Origin of the sequence: Rhizobium sullae (assembly GCF_025200715.1) — a bacterium.
GTDB lineage: Bacteria > Pseudomonadota > Alphaproteobacteria > Rhizobiales > Rhizobiaceae > Rhizobium > Rhizobium sullae.
Window position 1 is genome coordinate 662,666 of sequence record NZ_CP104144.1, and the last position, 14,490, is coordinate 677,155.

A 14,490-nucleotide genomic window follows, 5' to 3' on the forward strand; every position below is an offset into this window, starting at 1 on the left:
GCGCAAACATGCCGCTTCACCAGTCTCCTGCATGGTCCACTTTCGAGCCGCCATTTGGCGGGACCCTGTGACCGACTTGGGGGCGCAAAGTGGTCGGCCAACCACGAATATGCTAACTCTGCCGAGGGCAAAAATACGTCATTCGACCGTTAGCGATTCGAGCTTTTTCACCGCCGATCACCGCCGTTACCACGCTTTCTCGCCTCTTGGCTGTTTCCCGCTCTTCGCGGGCACGTAACTCCGGCGGCAATTTTCGGCGTTATTGTAGCAAAAATGGCAGCTTTGGCGCCCCAGCGCAGATGAAACAGATAACTACGTTTCCGCTGGATCACTCTGATATTGCGATCGCAGGCACGAAAATCCGACCAATCGTCTCCGAGGCCAGGCTCCGTGTCGTCCTGCTCGCGAACATCGTCGGTTTCGCCGTCGTCGCGGCAACGAAATTTGGGGCGTCGCCAGCGGTGAAGCGCGGGACATAGCCAAGCTGTTTCTCGTTATCCATCTGCTCTTCACGTTGGCCTTCGTGATGGCGGCTGCTTGCGGAGGTAAATTCTGAGGTTCTGTACCCACGTCCGCTTCACGACCAGTTCCGCTCGGCCTCATTCAAACTGTTGGTCTTCGATACCCTTCGGATAGCGATCGAGGGTCAGCTTCAACTGGATACCGTGCTCGAGCCATGCCTTCAGCCCCGCCAGCAAAAGTGTGAAGCCTTGTGTGGAATCAGCGACGTAGCGCATGAGCTTGTCGGCATCTCCCGTCCATCCGGACTCCTGCACGCGTACGAAAGTCGTGCCATCCGGAATGGATTGGAACGTCCATTCCACAGTCGTTGGGCCGCTGTAGCCAGGCCATTCGATCACGACGCGCTTGTTAGGCTCTATGACCTTTGGCGTGACCTCGATGGAGACGTCGTGGCTCTCCCAATCCCACTTGACGGTCTTACCAGTCTCCAGCCTTCCGCTGCCTTTGCTGAACCAGAATTTCGTCGTGATGTCCGGGTTCACGATCGCTTCAAACACATGCTCGACCGGCTTGCGGACGAGCATTCCGGTCTTGGCGATCGGTGCGCGCGTGATCTGCGGATTGTTCATCACTCTCTCCTTCTATTTAGTGAAAAGCATTATTTCATATGGCTAGTTCCTCTCCGCAGCCAAGGGTGTGTCTTGGGCCGTTACTCAGTGTTGCTCATCGCCCAGCATGTGAACCGCCAGGCTGTGCAATGGCTTGCCTGATAGGCGTTCCGGACCCGGTTCATATGCGTGAGGTTGAACGCCCGGATGGCCTGCAAAACACGGCGCGTCGTCAGGACCTTGCTGATTGAGGAGAACCCGCGGACCTTGATGCCGGCGTCACGACACAGCGCTCAAGAAAAGCTTCGTCCAGCCGGCCGTGATGGAGTGAACGATCTCGACGGCGGCTCCATCGCTCAATGAGGTGAGAAATGACCAGTGACCGCAGGGTTTCCCGCGAAATCGTCGAACGCTTCCACAACGCTTTTGAGAAGCATCGCCACGAAGATGTTGATGATCCCATCAGCGAGGGCTGTGTTCTTGAAAATACGGCGCCGGCCCCGGATGGAGCGCGCTACGCAGGGCGCGAGGCTTGCCTCGCTTTCTGGAAGGGCGTGGCGTCGTCGGCCAACCTCATCTTCAAGGCTGAGGAAATCTCCGGGATGGGCGACCGCGGGATCATCCGCTGGCAGCCTCGCCGGAGCGAACGCGAAGGGGACTGGGTTCGAGGCGTCAATATCATGCGCGTCCGGGACGGAAAGGTCGTCGAGGGTCTGGGGTAAGTGAAGGGGGCTGACGTTCCGATCGCGAACCGGCGATCCGCGCCGGTCTGAATCCCGAGCCTCAGCATCTTCTCAGCTGTCGCGGGTCCGACACCGTGGAATTTCTTGACGGGCAGGGCCTCGACGAAGGCTGGATCCTGCTTCGGCGTGATGACAAACAATCCGTCGGGCTTGCGCTGGTCGGAGGCCATCTTGGCGAGGAATTTGTTGTACGAAACACCGGCCGATGCGGTGGGGCAGCCATCGCATTCGGGCTCCCGCGCGATTAACATGCATTTCCTTTCACTCGAAGGCAAAGGATGGGCGAGCGCGCGATCGCTGGGCCGTTACCAGCCTAGATCCGTTTCGGTGAAGTCGTTGCCCTTGTAGGCAATCTTCGTCCGATAGGCTTTTGCGCAGGCATATGAGAAGCAGTCGCCCATATTGAGCTTGGCAGGATGATTGACGACCTTTCCAAACTGCTGGGCTGCGTCGAGAGCTTTCGTACCAACATCGCCGGAAATCATGGTTTCGCGGGCCTCCAGATCGATAATGAACTGATCGACCATAAGGCGGGCCTGCGACAGCAGCATTTCCGGATTTGCCGGCCTATCGCGGCCTTGGGCCCCGGCCAGACGCCGCGTCAAAGAAAGCGAAGCTTCCATGCGCACAATGGCTGACACGAAAAATTGCCCGTGATGCTTTTCCAGCCGCTCCATTAGGGCGTCCGCATCGTCTTCTTGGGCAAGTATGGCGACAATTACTGATGCGTCGATGAACAGCATCAGTCTTCGCCCCACATTTCATCGGTTTCGCGCTTATGGTCGCCGGGCGCAAATGGTCCCGCTGCGCGGGCCATCGCAAGGGACTTGGCAAGCCGATCTCGAATCGGCAAGCTGGCCTTACGACTGGCGATTTCATGTTTGAGAGCCGCCTTAACGGCATCAACCTTGGATGTCTTTGTGAGGCCGATCAATTCGTCGGTGAGTCTGTCGACTTCTGGATCCTTGATGTAAAGCGGCACAGGGGCATATCCTTTCTAGGATATTATAATATCCAAAATCGCATATGCTTGCAACGAGACTCAGCCGCAAGCCTTCGCCAACTCATTCGATATGATCTGAGTTCTATAAATCGCTGTTATCCCACTTTCAGTCCGTAGGTGGTATATCTGTAGTGAAATGGCTGATGCTTCATCATCAACGGAGACGACTGCGATCTTCGCGCGCGGAACACAATCCAGTGCTTTGGCGCTGAAATACTGGAACTTTTCAGGCTGTGATCAGTTAAGAAGCTTGGATCAGGAGAAATCTTGAGAGGGCGTCTGCATGCCGAACCTCCGGAAAATGGATCCAAAGAACAGGAAGTTCGATCCGCGCGACCGGCTGATCGTGGCGCTCTATGCGCAGCTGAAGGCAGAGCGGGAAACGCGCGAAACGCTGGAATGGGTGATACGCAACGGCGCGCTATCAGACGACGTGCTCGAAGCGATCGCTTCCGACCCCGTGCGGCCCGTTACCAGCGACGATATCGCTTCCGTCGAAAAGATCATCGCGCTGGACGAGCGCCGCAAGGCAGCGCCGCGCGATGAGGACTAAAGAGAGGACTGGAATGATGGTCGACATCACCTATCAGATCGTGCCCCATGACGCGGGCTGGGCATACAAGCTCGGCGGCACGCTCTCGGAAACCTATGCGACCGTGGAAGAGGCGATCAATCACGCTAAACACGCAGCGGCCCGCCAGAAGATCGGCAACGGCGACGCCACATTGGCTTTCCCAGCACCGGACGGCGGGTGGAGCTTCATGCCGCTTGAAACGGACAAGAGTGGAAGCAGGCTCTGACCGGTAGCATAGGAGACGAGCATGGCAGCGCGGGCAAGCTGGAAAGGTCATTTGAAGATCGGCGATCTTGTCTGCGCCGTCGGACTCTATACGGCGATCTCTTCATCGGACCGCGTCTCCTTCAATATCATCAACCGGAAGACCGGCCATCGCGTCGAGCGTCAGTTCGTGGATAGCGAGACGGGCAAGCCGGTGGAGCGCGAGGACCAAGTCAAGGGCTACCGCATGGAGAATGGCGAGTACATCGTCATTGAAGGCGACGAGATCGCCAGCATCATGCCGGAAAGCGACAAGGTAATGGACGTTCAGGGCTTCATTGCCCTCGATGAAATCGACAAGCTCTATTTCGACCGTCCTTACTATCTCGCGCCAGTCGATGAGCATGACGAGGAGGCGTTGCGCCTGATTGCCAGGAGCATGCGCGAGAACAACGTCGCAGCGCTTGCCGAGGCCGTGCTTTTTCGGCGCAACCGGACGCTGCTGATCCGCCCGCGCGACGACTGCGTCGTCGCGACGATGCTGAACTTCGACTACGAGGTTCGTTCTGCCGGTCCCATCTTCAAGGACATTCCCGATATCAAATTCGACAAGGAAATGCTTGAGCTTGCCGGCCATATCATCGGCACGAAGCAGACTGCATTCGAGCCGGGCGAGTACGAGGACCGCTACGAGGCGGCGCTGACCGAACTGGTGAAGGCCAAGATCGAGGGCAGAGTGCTGCCGAAGAGGAAGCCGAAGCCGGAAGGCAAGGTCGTCGATCTGATGGAGGCGCTGCGCCAGAGCGCCAAGATGAGTGGAAAGAAAGCACCTGCGAAAGGGACGGCGCAGCGCAGCGCCTCTGATAGCCGACGCAAGAAGGCTAGCTAACCATGGCGCTTGAAACCTATCAGGCAAAACGCAACTTCGGAGCCACACCCGAACCGCGCGGCGCCAAAGGCCGCAGTCCGGGAAACAGTTTCGTCATTCAAAAGCACGATGCTACGCGGCTGCATTACGACTTCCGGCTGGAGATGGACGGCGTCTTGAAAAGCTGGGCGGTGACCAGGGGACCGAGCCTCAACCCGGAGGACAAGCGCCTTGCGGTGCATGTCGAAGACCATCCGCTTTCCTATGGCGATTTCGAAGGCATCATCCCGAAGGGCCAATATGGCGGCGGGACGGTGATCGTCTGGGACCGCGGTACCTGGACACCGCTCGGCGATGCGAAGAAGGCCTATCGAAAGGGCCATATCGAATTCGAGCTTGATGGCGAAAAGCTTAAGGGCCGCTGGCATCTGGTGCGAATGCACGGGCAGCCGGGCGAAAAGCATGAGAACTGGCTGCTGATCAAGGGAGACGACACCGAAGCCCGCCACGACGGCAAGGATATTTTGAAACAACGGCCGGAATCGGCAAAGACCGGACGGCGGATAGAAGAGGTTGCTAAGAACCCGACCGATACCTGGAACTCCAAGCCGAAGGGCGACGGCAAGGCTGTAGCGGCAAAGACCAAGAAGGCCGGGCGGCAAATACATGATTGGCCCAAAGGCGCCAGGAAGGCGGCGATGCCGGATTTCGTGGAGCCGACGCTTGCCAAGCTGAAGGCCAAGCCGCCGGCCGGCGACGGCTGGATCCACGAGATCAAATTCGATGGTTATCGGCTGCAGATCCGGATCGAAAACGGCGAAGTGAAGATGCTGACCCGTACTGGGCTTGATTGGACGGAAAAGTTCGGCAAGGACATCGCCGATGCTTTCAAGGCATTGCCGATTCAATCGGCGATTATGGACGGCGAGCTTGTCGTCGAGCAAGATAGCGGCGCTTCCGATTTCTCAGCGCTTCAGCAGGACTTGAGCCAGAGGCGCTACGATCGTTTCGTCTTCTACACCTTTGATCTGATCTATCTCGACGGCCATGACCTGAGGGACGTGCCGCTGATCGAGCGCAAGCGTCTGCTTGAAAAGATGTTGCCTGCCGGGAACGACAAGCTGCGTTACAGCGAGCATTTCGACGAGAACGGCAGCCTGGTTCTGGATCACGTCTGCAGGCTGAGCCTGGAGGGCGTTGTCTCAAAGCAGCGAGATAGCACATATACTTCGGGCCGCAGGGGCGAGTGGATTAAGGCCAAGTGCTCGCAGCGGCAGGAGCTTGTCATCGGTGGTTATGTGCCATCGACCTCGATGAAAAATGCGATCGGCTCGTTGGCGATGGGTTTCTACGACAACGGCAAGCTGAAGCATGTCGGGCGCGTCGGCACTGGCTATACGGCGACGGTCGCCCAGGATCTCTATGAGCGGCTTTCGAAAATCGAGCAGGAGGAGAACTCCTTCGACGACAGGCTGACGCCGGAGGAACGCCGGGAGCTTGTTTACGTGAAGCCGGAGCTTGTCGCGGAAGTGGAATTTCGCGCCTGGTCCTCCGATGATAAACTGCGGCATGCCGCGTTCCGCGGTTTGCGTGAGGACAAGCTGGCGAAGGACGTGGTGCGTGAGATGGAAAAGACCACCGCAAAGAACCTGCCGAAATCGACTGTCACGCTGACGCACCCGGATCGCATCTACTGGCCGGATGAAGGGGTGACCAAGGAGGGGCTTGTCAATTATTACGCGCAGGTCTGGCGCTTCATGGAGCCTTACGTCGTCAATCGTCCTCTAGCTCTGCTGCGTCTGCCGGACGGTGTCGAGGGGCATCAGCGTTTCTTCCAAAAACACGCCTGGAAGGGCATGAACGAGAATATCGAGCAGATTACCGACCCGAAGGACAGGGGCGGCGAAAAACTCCTGCGCATCACCGATTTCGATGGCGTGGTGGCACTGGTGCAATCGGCCGTCCTGGAAATCCATCCCTGGGGGACGACGACGGATAGCTGGGAGAAGCCGGACATGATTACCATGGATCTCGATCCCGGCGGCGAGGTTCCGTGGGAGAGTGTCATCGCTGCCGCCCTGGAAATTAAAGAGCGCCTGGAAGCGGAAGGGCTTGCCGGCTTCGTCAAGACGTCCGGCGGCAAAGGACTGCATGTGGTCACGCCGCTGAAGCCGAAAGCAGGCTGGGCGGAGGTGAAGGCCTTTGCGAAACGGCTGGCGGATAGCATGGCTGCAGAAAATCCGGACCGTTACATCGCCAAGGCGACGAAAGCCGAGCGCACCGGCAAGATCTTCATCGACTACCTGCGCAATGGCCGCGGCAACACCGCAGTCGCCGCCTATTCGACGCGTGCCCGACCAGGAGCGACAGTCTCGATGCCACTTGAATGGAGCGAACTCACCGCCGATATTGGCCCGGCCTACTTCACCGTCGACAACACGCCGCCGCGGCTCGACGCGCTGCCGAAGGACCCGTGGGATGGGTTCTTCGCGGCCGCAAAGCCGCTTGAGAAGAGGAAACGGTAGGCTCCCAGCGCAACCGCTCGCGGCGAATGCCTTCTCCCCACTGGGGAGAAGGTCCGGCAGGCGGATGAGGGGGGTCGCAAGTTCGACTTCGCCTCGTTCCGTCGTCGCTCACCCCGCTCCGTTCACGCCGCCTTCGCCACTTCGCCATGCGGGTCGAGTACGAATTTCGTGGCGGCTCCCTGGTCGAAGCTCTCATAGCCTTGCGCGGCATCCTCGAGCGAAATCACCTTCGCGTTGACAATGTCGGCGATCGGCAGGCGGTCGTGGAGGATCGCCTGCATGAGCTGGCGATTGTATTTCAGGACGGGTGTCTGGCCGGTGTGAAAGGATTGCGCCTTTGCCCAACCGAGGCCGAAACGGAGGGAGAGGTTGCCATGCTTGGCGGCATTGTCGGCGGCGCCTGGATCTTCGGTGACGTAGAGGCCCGGAATGCCGATCGAGCCTGCTGCGCGGGTGATCTCCATCATCTGATTGAGGACGATTGCCGGCTGCTCGCCGCCTGAATGGCCGCGGGCTTCGAAGCCGACGGCATCAATGGCACTGTCGACCTCATTGCTGCCGACGACCTGAGCGATCATGTCACCGAGGCGGTCGCTCTTCGAAAGGTCGATCGGTTCGAAGCCGACCTTGGCGGCATGTGCCAGACGATCCTTGTTGAAATCGCCGACCATGACGACGGCAGCACCGAGGATGCGGGCAGACGCGGCAGCGGCCATTCCGACCGGACCGGCGCCTGCGACATAGACGGTCGAGCCGACGCCGACGCCGGCGCGCACTGCCCCGTGGAAGCCGGTTGGAAGGATGTCGGAAAGCATGGTGAGATCGCGGATCTTCGCCATCGCCTGATCTCGGTCGGGGAGTTTTAGCAGGTTGAAGTCGGCGTAGGGTACCGTCACGTAGCGGGCCTGCCCGCCGATCCAGCCACCCATATCGACGTAGCCATAAGCGCCGCCGGCACGCGCCGGATTGACCGTCAGGCAGACGCCGGTGTCCTGCGATTTGCAGCAGCGGCAGCGGCCGCAGGCGACGTTGAAGGGCACGGAAACGATATCGCCGACGCTCAGCATTTCGACGTCGACGCCCTTTTCGATGATCTCGCCGGTGATTTCGTGGCCGAGAACGAGGCCGGGCATAGCCGTCGTGCGGCCGCGAACCATATGCTGGTCGGAGCCGCAGATATTCGTAGAGATTACCTTGAGGATGACGCCGTGCTCGATACGGCGGCCATCCGGCGCTTCCAGTTTCGGATCATCGATGTCGCGGACTTCGACTTTGCCGGGCCTTAGATAGACAACGCCTCGGTTTTTGCTCATTTTCATCTCCTCCATTGAAAATGTGACCAGCCATGCATGGCTCCTCTCCATGCAGGCCTCTTCGGACAGAATAGTGCAGAACGGCCGGCGCGCCGTTCCGTTTACGACGGTTTGGGGCTGGAAATGGCCGCTACGCTCAGCGGGATCTCGGCGACCTCGGCTTTTCGTCCTCCGCGGCCAAGCTCTTCTTCAGGGCATCCATGATGTTGATGACATTGCCGGTCGATTTAACGGCGGGGCGCTTTGTTGCCGGTGGAGCCTGCTTGAGGCTCTTCGTTTTGTTGCGGATCATTGTCCTCAGCCGTTTCTGGATTGGATCCTGCACCATGGAGGCGCTCCACTCCTTCGTCTCTTCCTTGACAAGGCGCTTCATCATGGCAAGCAGCTTGGTATCAACCTTGGCATCGATATCGAGATGCGAGACCGGCTCTCGCAATTCGTTGCCGTAATGTAGCGTCCAGAGAATGATGCCCTTGCCTTGAGGCTCCAGAAGGACGGCCCGTTCGCGGCGATACAGCACCAGCCTTGCGATGCCGACCACATTGTTTGCCCTCATCGCCTCGCGAATGACGCAGAAGGCCTCGGTACCGACCTTGTCTTCCGGCGCCAGAAAATGCGGCTTGTCGTACCAGATCCAGTCGATCGAGCCGCGCGGCACGAAGGTGTCGATGTCGATGGTGCGGGTGCTTTCAAGCTCGACCTCCTCGATCTCCTCGTCTTCGAGGATGACGTAATCGTCCTCACCCTTCGGATAGCCCTTGACCTGCTCCTTCTCGGGCACGGCCTTGTGGGTGACGCTGTCAACGTAGCGGCTTTCGACCCGGTTGCTGGTCTTGCGATTGAGAACATGAAAGCGGACTTTGTTGCTCTCGGTCGTGGCCGGCGTCAGCGAGACGGACGCCGTGACGAGTGACAGCTTGAGATAGCCTTTCCAGAATGTCTGCCGCGCCATGGGCGATCTCCTTAAGCCGCCTTGTCGAGTTCGGGATAGTGCCGGAAGATGCCATCCTCGTTGAAAGGAATGCGCCGCTCCGATTTCAGATAGGCGGCGATGTTCGGACGCCTGGCCACCGCAACATGCAGGGCAGACAGTGCCGGATATGTCGTTTGATAACCCGCCATGCCATTCGGAAACGCGTAGTTCAGGCCTTCGATGATCTGAAAGAGGGAGAGATCCACATAGGTAAGCGCATCGCCGAGGATATGTTGCGAGCCCTTCGGATTCTGCTGCAGCACACGCTCGAAATAGCCAAGGAACTTCGGGACACGCTCCTTGATGAATTCGGCCGAGCGCGCCTTTGCCTCCTCCTTCTGATCCTCGTAGTAGAGCGAGGTGGCAATCGGATGATGCGTGTCATGCGCTTCGGCGACGAAATCGGTGATCGTGAGTTGCAAGCCGTTCAGCACGTACCGCAAGCCTTCATCCTCAGGCGCCAAATGAAGCTTCGGGCCAAGATAGAGCAGGATATTGGCGACGTGCGGGATGATGAGGTCGCCGTCCTTCAGGAAGGGCGGAGCAAACGGGATATGCGGCTCCGAGCCGCTTCGCATGAGCCTCATCATTGCGCTGGTACCCCGGCCGCTGCCGGATTCGCGTGTGACGTCGATATAGTCCGCGCCCGCCTCCTCCAGCGACAGCCGGACAAATTCTCCGCGTCCCTGGATGCCATCCCAGTAATAAAGCTCGTAAGCCATCCATTCCCTCAATGCCGGGTTTCGCGGCCGAAATCTTTCCGCAGTTCGTCCTTCGCCTGTTCAAGTGTGTCCTTTTGCTTCTTCGTCAACTGGTCACCGGCGCGATTGATGTAGAAAGTCAGCATCGACATGGCCGAGCGATAGGGGCTTGACTTGCGGCGGTGGCTCGCCTCAGCCGATTGTTTGATCGAGCGGGCGATCTTCTTCGGATCGCTGGACGTGAAGACGCCCTCCTTAAGGTCCATGGCGTCACTGCGCTCGGTAACCTCTTGCGACCATTTCTTCTTCGCCTTGGTCATCGGCAAGCTCCTCGGTCCGGGACGGCGCACCTTCGAAGCGCGCCAGTCTAGCGATCAGTGGTGGGTATGATGTTCGTTGCGTTTGCGCGTCGCGGCCGCTTTCTTGGCGGATGCAGAACGTTGGGCTGCCGAGCGCGACGCGGATGCTGCACCGCCCTTGCGGCCGCCTTTTTCGGAGGCTTCGTGCGTCTCCTTCTTGCCGCGGCCCGAACCGGACTTCTTCCCGCCGCCGCTTTCCTTGTTGACGGTGGCCCAGGCCCGGCGCTCTGCCTCCTGGTCGGAAACGCCACGTGCCTCGTAGCCTTCCTCGATGTGTTCGGCCTTGCGTTTTTGCTTGTCCGTATAAGCGGATTTGTCACCTCTTGGCATCTCTCTGCCTCCTCTCGTTGCAAAAGAACTTGAACCGCCAGGAACTGCAAAAGTTCCAGCCTTTAGGCACCGAGTTCGGATATTGAAGCGGAAGCCAGGCGTTGGGTGGAAGCTAAGCGATAGGCCTCTGCCTGAAGGCGGTCTTCACCGCCTGGTCGAGGGCCGAACTGCTGAACGGCTTCAGAAGCAGAACCGAGCCTGAGAAGCGGCTTGCATCCGGAAGGTGGTTGTTTCCAGTCGCAAAGACCAGTCCCACGGATGGAAATATCTCTCTCGCCTTCGCGGCGAAAGCAGGCCCCGACATTCCCGGCAGGCCGACATCGGCGACGATGATATCGACTGCCGTATGCGTCAGGATCTCGACAGCCTGCTCGCCGCTTTCGGCGTCGATCACATCGTAGCCGAGATCCTGAAGTATCTCGGCCATGTCCATGCGAATGAATGCATCGTCCTCCACCAGCAACAACCTGGTTCTGTCGTGCGTGCCTTCGCGCGACGTCGTGCCTGGCGCAGGGCCCGGTCCGGTTGTTGCCTGGCGGCGCGAGGCGCTGCTGGCAAGCACATGGCGGATCTTCCGGGCAAGCGCGTCGCGCGTATAGGGCTTCGAGACAAGTTCGAGGCCGGGATCAAGGCGGCCGCCGTGGACGATCGAGTTCTCCGTATAGCCGGACGTATAGAGAACCGCGATGTTCGGCAGGCGTTCACGGGCCATGCGCGCGAGTTCGGGGCTCTTCAGCGGGCCGGGCATGACGACGTCGGTGAACAGCAAGTCGATATGCGCACCGCTTTCGAGGACGGTGAGCGCACTCTGCCCATCGCGGGCCTTCAGCACGTGATAGCCGAGGTCAGTCAGCATCTCGACGACAGTGGCACGCACGCCCTCGTCGTCCTCTGCAACGAGGATGGTTTCCGTACCGCCGGCCGGTGGCGCCGCCTCGTTATTGGCGACGCGGTCCTCGGTCTGGAACGAACGGGGCAGATAAAGCTTGACCGTTGTACCTTCGCCGACCTCGCTGTAAATCTTCACATGCCCGCCCGATTGCTTGACAAAGCCGTAGACCATCGAAAGCCCAAGGCCGGTGCCCCGGCCCTCGGGTTTGGTGGAGAAGTAGGGTTCGAAGGCTTGCGCCATGACCTCCGGCGTCATTCCGGATCCGGTGTCGGTGACCGCGAGCACGACATACTGGCCCGCAGTCACCTCCGGATGGGTCCGGCTATAGGAATCGTCGAGAAACGCATTGCCGACTTCGACCGTCAGCTTACCGGACCCTTCTATTGCGTCCCGCGAATTGATGGCGAGATTGAGAAGAGCATTTTCGATCTGGATCGGATCGGCGAAGGTGTTCCAAAGGCCGCCGGAGACCATGGTCTCGACTTCGATCTCCTCGCCCAGCGCGCGGCGAAGCATGTCATCCATGCCCGCAACGAGGCGGCCTATGTTGACGACCTTCGGCTCCAGCGGCTGACGGCGGCCGAAGGCGAGCAAATGGCTTGCAAGCCGTGAGCCGCGTTCTACAGCGGCAAGCGCATTGGAAATCCGCTCCTTGGCGCGGCCGTCGTTCGAGATGTCCTTCCCGAGGAGCTGGAGATTGCCGGAGATCACCTGCAGCAGATTGTTGAAGTCATGGGCCACCCCGCCCGTGAGCTTGCCGATCGATTCCATCTTCTGTGACTGCTGAAGAGCAGCCTCCGCCTGCTGGCGCTCCGCGATCTCGCTTGCAACACGCATTTCCAGCGTTTCGTTGAGCTTGCGGAGCTTATCTTCGATGCTGCTGCGCCGGGCGATCTCCAATTCGGCTGCGCGCAGCAGCCGGGCGTTGTCGATCGCGACAGCCGCCTGGCCGGCGAGGCTGACAAGACTTGCCTGGGCCGCATCCGTAAAGCGGCCGGGCTGCGCATGGCCGAAGAAGAGGCCGCCGATCACTGCACCGCTTCGGGATTTCACCGGTACAGCGAGATAGCTTCGAACCGGAAGATGACCCATCGGCATGCCGGAATACGGAGCGTTCTGTCCGTAGCGTGGATCGAGCAGAATGTCGTCGGAACGCACGACACACTCGCCGCTAAAGGTCGGCGCGAAGACCTTGGTATTGCGCGGCATCGGGAATTTGTCGAAGTTCTTGCGGTCGACACCCGAAAGTGCATAGAGCATGTAGCTCCCGCCTTCGCCGTCATCGACATTGTAAAAGAACGCGCCGAATTCCGCGCCCGTCAGCGCGACGCCGGCATCGACAGCAATCTTTGTTAAACGGTCGACATTGAGTTCGGCCGTGATTGCAGCACCTGCTGCATTGACGATCGAAAGCGCCTCGGATTTCAACCGCAACTCCTCGAGCGCGTGACGCTCGCGGCGTTTGGCGATGACTTGCGCTGAAACTTCCATGGTTGCACAAAGCAGGCCTGCAATAGCTCCTGCTTCGTCGCGAAGCGGCGTGTAGGAGAAGGTGAACCACGTGTCCTCGATGCGACCGTCCCGGCGCATCGGAATCAGCAATTCCTCGAAGAGCTGGGATTCTCCCTGGAGTGCGGCGCGGACGATCGGCCCGAATTGCGGCCAGATATCGCTCCAGACTTCGGCGAAGGGTTTGCCAAGCGCGCCCGGATGACGTTCAGGGAAAATCGGCACATAGGCGTCATTGTAGATGAAGGCAAGCTCCGGCCCCCAGACGACAAAATTCGCCTGCCGCGAATTCAGAACGAGCTCGACGATATGCCTGAGAGAAGCCGGCCAGCTCTTGACCGGGCCCAGGCTGCAGCCGCTAAAGCCGGAATTCCGCAATATATCGCCGATGCTGCCGCCACCCCTCGGCCAAACGCCGTCTTCGAGCCGGGTCATTCCAACCGCTTTCATGATCAGACCGCAAACGATGTGAATCGCACGGGAATTCAGCCCACCTGCGAAAGGCAAAATAGAGGCTTGGGAGATTTCGGGAAGGGCAGGTCGGAAATAAGCTTAACGGCACCAGAGGCCGCCGTTATGTATCCAAACTTTCGCTTTTGCTATTTGCGATGGAGCCATTGAGAGCCGGTGAATGCCTTGCTGAAATTAAAGAAGCGGCTGGAACGGGAACGGGTTTCGGGGAATACAAAACCAACCATGTTGTCGATCGCGACGACGAGGCCGAGGGCCAGAACCAGATAGAGAAAGGCGGCGAGGGATAAGATCAGCATCTCCGCTCTCACATCGGCGTCAAGAACATGTAGCAGCCTGCTACGACAAGGGAAACGAGAATGGCGTCGAAATAACCTCTGTTCATGACAAGCCTCCCACTTTCGCCGTTAACAGCCGAAGCGAAAATTGGTTCCGCCACTCGTGGCCATTTCGCAGCCTTTTTTCGAAGGTGCCCCGCTATGGTGGTCATTCGGCCCGATCTATTCCTCATGTCAGTGCCATCTGCACTTTATAAACACCATAAAGCGCAACTAATTCAAACATATGACAACACTTTCCGGAGGCGCTGCCCTTGCAGCGTCCACACGAGGTAGGAGTTTCGGTATGAATGCGTTCAGACTGACTTGCGGCTGACGGCGCGCTTGGGAGCCGGTTTCACGGTGCCGTTGCTTTTGGTCCCAGCGGCTGCCGTGCGTTTGGTCCTAGTCTTGACTTCCTTGCCGTCCTTGGACGCAGCAGAGCGTTCGAGCTTTTCGCGCTCTTTTCTCGCCTGCTCCCAATGTATGGAATCGCGTCCGGTAGGATGCCCCTCTTCTTCCCAAAGGGCGTATGCACGTTTTTTTATCCACTCTTCCCGAGTTTCTGTCATCGCTGATCTCCAGTCACATCATCCCGCAGCCAAACGCTAGACTGGGGGGATGGTTCCAGAGGAACC

At 59.0% G+C, this 14,490-nt stretch carries 16 protein-coding genes and 1 pseudogene; 5 read left to right on the forward strand and 12 right to left on the reverse strand.

Going from position 1 to position 14,490, the window contains the following annotated elements:
- Positions 1-599: 599 nt before the first annotated feature.
- Positions 600-1,091 (reverse strand): SRPBCC family protein, encoded by a 492-nt coding sequence (locus N2599_RS23850; RefSeq protein ID WP_037143186.1) that lies wholly within the window; start codon positions 1,089-1,091, stop codon positions 600-602.
- A gap of 350 nt (positions 1,092-1,441) precedes the next feature.
- Between N2599_RS23850 and N2599_RS23860 the strand changes: the two genes are divergently transcribed.
- Positions 1,442-1,792 carry a nuclear transport factor 2 family protein gene (locus N2599_RS23860; protein ID WP_027512513.1) on the forward strand — a complete coding sequence of 117 codons (351 nt, stop codon included), beginning with the start codon at positions 1,442-1,444 and terminating at the stop codon, positions 1,790-1,792.
- Here the strand turns inward: N2599_RS23860 and N2599_RS23865 are convergent.
- The 3 genes and pseudogenes from N2599_RS23865 to N2599_RS23875 form a co-directional block, all read right to left on the reverse strand.
- Positions 1,789-2,025: pseudogene (locus N2599_RS23865) on the reverse strand (DNA polymerase IV); the annotation flags it as partial. The gene N2599_RS23860 and the pseudogene N2599_RS23865 sit on opposite strands and share 4 nt — an antisense overlap.
- Before the next feature lie 93 nt (positions 2,026-2,118).
- Positions 2,119-2,556: a type II toxin-antitoxin system VapC family toxin gene (locus N2599_RS23870; RefSeq protein WP_027512514.1), complete on the reverse strand. Its 438-nt coding sequence runs from the start codon at positions 2,554-2,556 to the stop codon at positions 2,119-2,121.
- Positions 2,556-2,795 carry a type II toxin-antitoxin system VapB family antitoxin gene (locus N2599_RS23875; protein WP_027512515.1) on the reverse strand — a complete coding sequence of 80 codons (240 nt, stop codon included), beginning with the start codon at positions 2,793-2,795 and terminating at the stop codon, positions 2,556-2,558. Before N2599_RS23875 ends, N2599_RS23870 begins: the two co-directional genes overlap by 1 nt.
- 304 nt (positions 2,796-3,099) lie before the next feature.
- Here N2599_RS23875 and N2599_RS23880 point away from each other — a divergent pair, with 304 nt between their 5' ends.
- From N2599_RS23880 to ligD, 4 genes are read left to right on the forward strand one after another with little or no spacing between them, the layout of a single operon-like run.
- A complete protein-coding gene (locus tag N2599_RS23880) occupies positions 3,100-3,369 on the forward strand; it encodes a hypothetical protein (RefSeq protein ID WP_027512516.1) in 270 nt (89 codons plus the stop codon).
- Positions 3,370-3,385: 16 nt separating this feature from the next.
- Positions 3,386-3,616: a DUF2188 domain-containing protein gene (locus tag N2599_RS23885; RefSeq protein ID WP_027512517.1), complete on the forward strand. Its 231-nt coding sequence runs from the start codon at positions 3,386-3,388 to the stop codon at positions 3,614-3,616.
- 21 nt (positions 3,617-3,637) lie between these two features.
- Positions 3,638-4,483, forward strand: a complete 846-nt coding sequence (ku, locus tag N2599_RS23890) for a non-homologous end joining protein Ku (protein WP_027512518.1) — start codon at positions 3,638-3,640, stop codon at positions 4,481-4,483.
- A 2-nt stretch (positions 4,484-4,485) separates the two neighbouring features.
- Positions 4,486-6,987 (forward strand): DNA ligase D, encoded by a 2,502-nt coding sequence (ligD, locus tag N2599_RS23895; protein ID WP_027512519.1) that lies wholly within the window; start codon positions 4,486-4,488, stop codon positions 6,985-6,987.
- A 122-nt stretch (positions 6,988-7,109) separates the two neighbouring features.
- On the opposite strand, the gene fdhA is transcribed toward ligD, so the two are convergent.
- From fdhA to N2599_RS23935, 8 genes are all read right to left on the reverse strand, one after another.
- Positions 7,110-8,300 (reverse strand): formaldehyde dehydrogenase, glutathione-independent, encoded by a 1,191-nt coding sequence (fdhA, locus tag N2599_RS23900; protein WP_027512520.1) that lies wholly within the window; start codon positions 8,298-8,300, stop codon positions 7,110-7,112.
- Between the two features lie 136 nt (positions 8,301-8,436).
- Entirely contained in the window at positions 8,437-9,252 is an 816-nt protein-coding gene (gene ku, locus N2599_RS23905; protein WP_027512521.1) for a non-homologous end joining protein Ku, read from the reverse strand.
- 11 nt (positions 9,253-9,263) lie between these two features.
- Complete coding sequence (locus N2599_RS23910) at positions 9,264-9,995, reverse strand: glutathione S-transferase (RefSeq protein WP_027512522.1); 732 nt, start codon at positions 9,993-9,995, stop codon at positions 9,264-9,266.
- An 8-nt stretch (positions 9,996-10,003) separates the two neighbouring features.
- Entirely contained in the window at positions 10,004-10,294 is a 291-nt protein-coding gene (locus N2599_RS23915) for a DUF3175 domain-containing protein (protein ID WP_027512523.1), read from the reverse strand.
- Positions 10,295-10,348: 54 nt separating this feature from the next.
- The gene (locus tag N2599_RS23920; RefSeq protein WP_027512524.1) at positions 10,349-10,663 is read right to left on the reverse strand and encodes a hypothetical protein; all 315 of its coding nucleotides are present in this window, start codon (positions 10,661-10,663) and stop codon (positions 10,349-10,351) included.
- A gap of 112 nt (positions 10,664-10,775) precedes the next feature.
- Positions 10,776-13,499 carry a hybrid sensor histidine kinase/response regulator gene (locus tag N2599_RS23925; protein WP_027512525.1) on the reverse strand — a complete coding sequence of 908 codons (2,724 nt, stop codon included), beginning with the start codon at positions 13,497-13,499 and terminating at the stop codon, positions 10,776-10,778.
- Between the two features lie 164 nt (positions 13,500-13,663).
- The gene (locus tag N2599_RS23930) at positions 13,664-13,834 is read right to left on the reverse strand and encodes a hypothetical protein (RefSeq protein WP_165928306.1); all 171 of its coding nucleotides are present in this window, start codon (positions 13,832-13,834) and stop codon (positions 13,664-13,666) included.
- Positions 13,835-14,169: 335 nt separating this feature from the next.
- Positions 14,170-14,424 (reverse strand): DUF2934 domain-containing protein, encoded by a 255-nt coding sequence (locus N2599_RS23935; RefSeq protein WP_027512527.1) that lies wholly within the window; start codon positions 14,422-14,424, stop codon positions 14,170-14,172.
- Between the last annotated feature and the right edge of the window lie 66 nt (positions 14,425-14,490).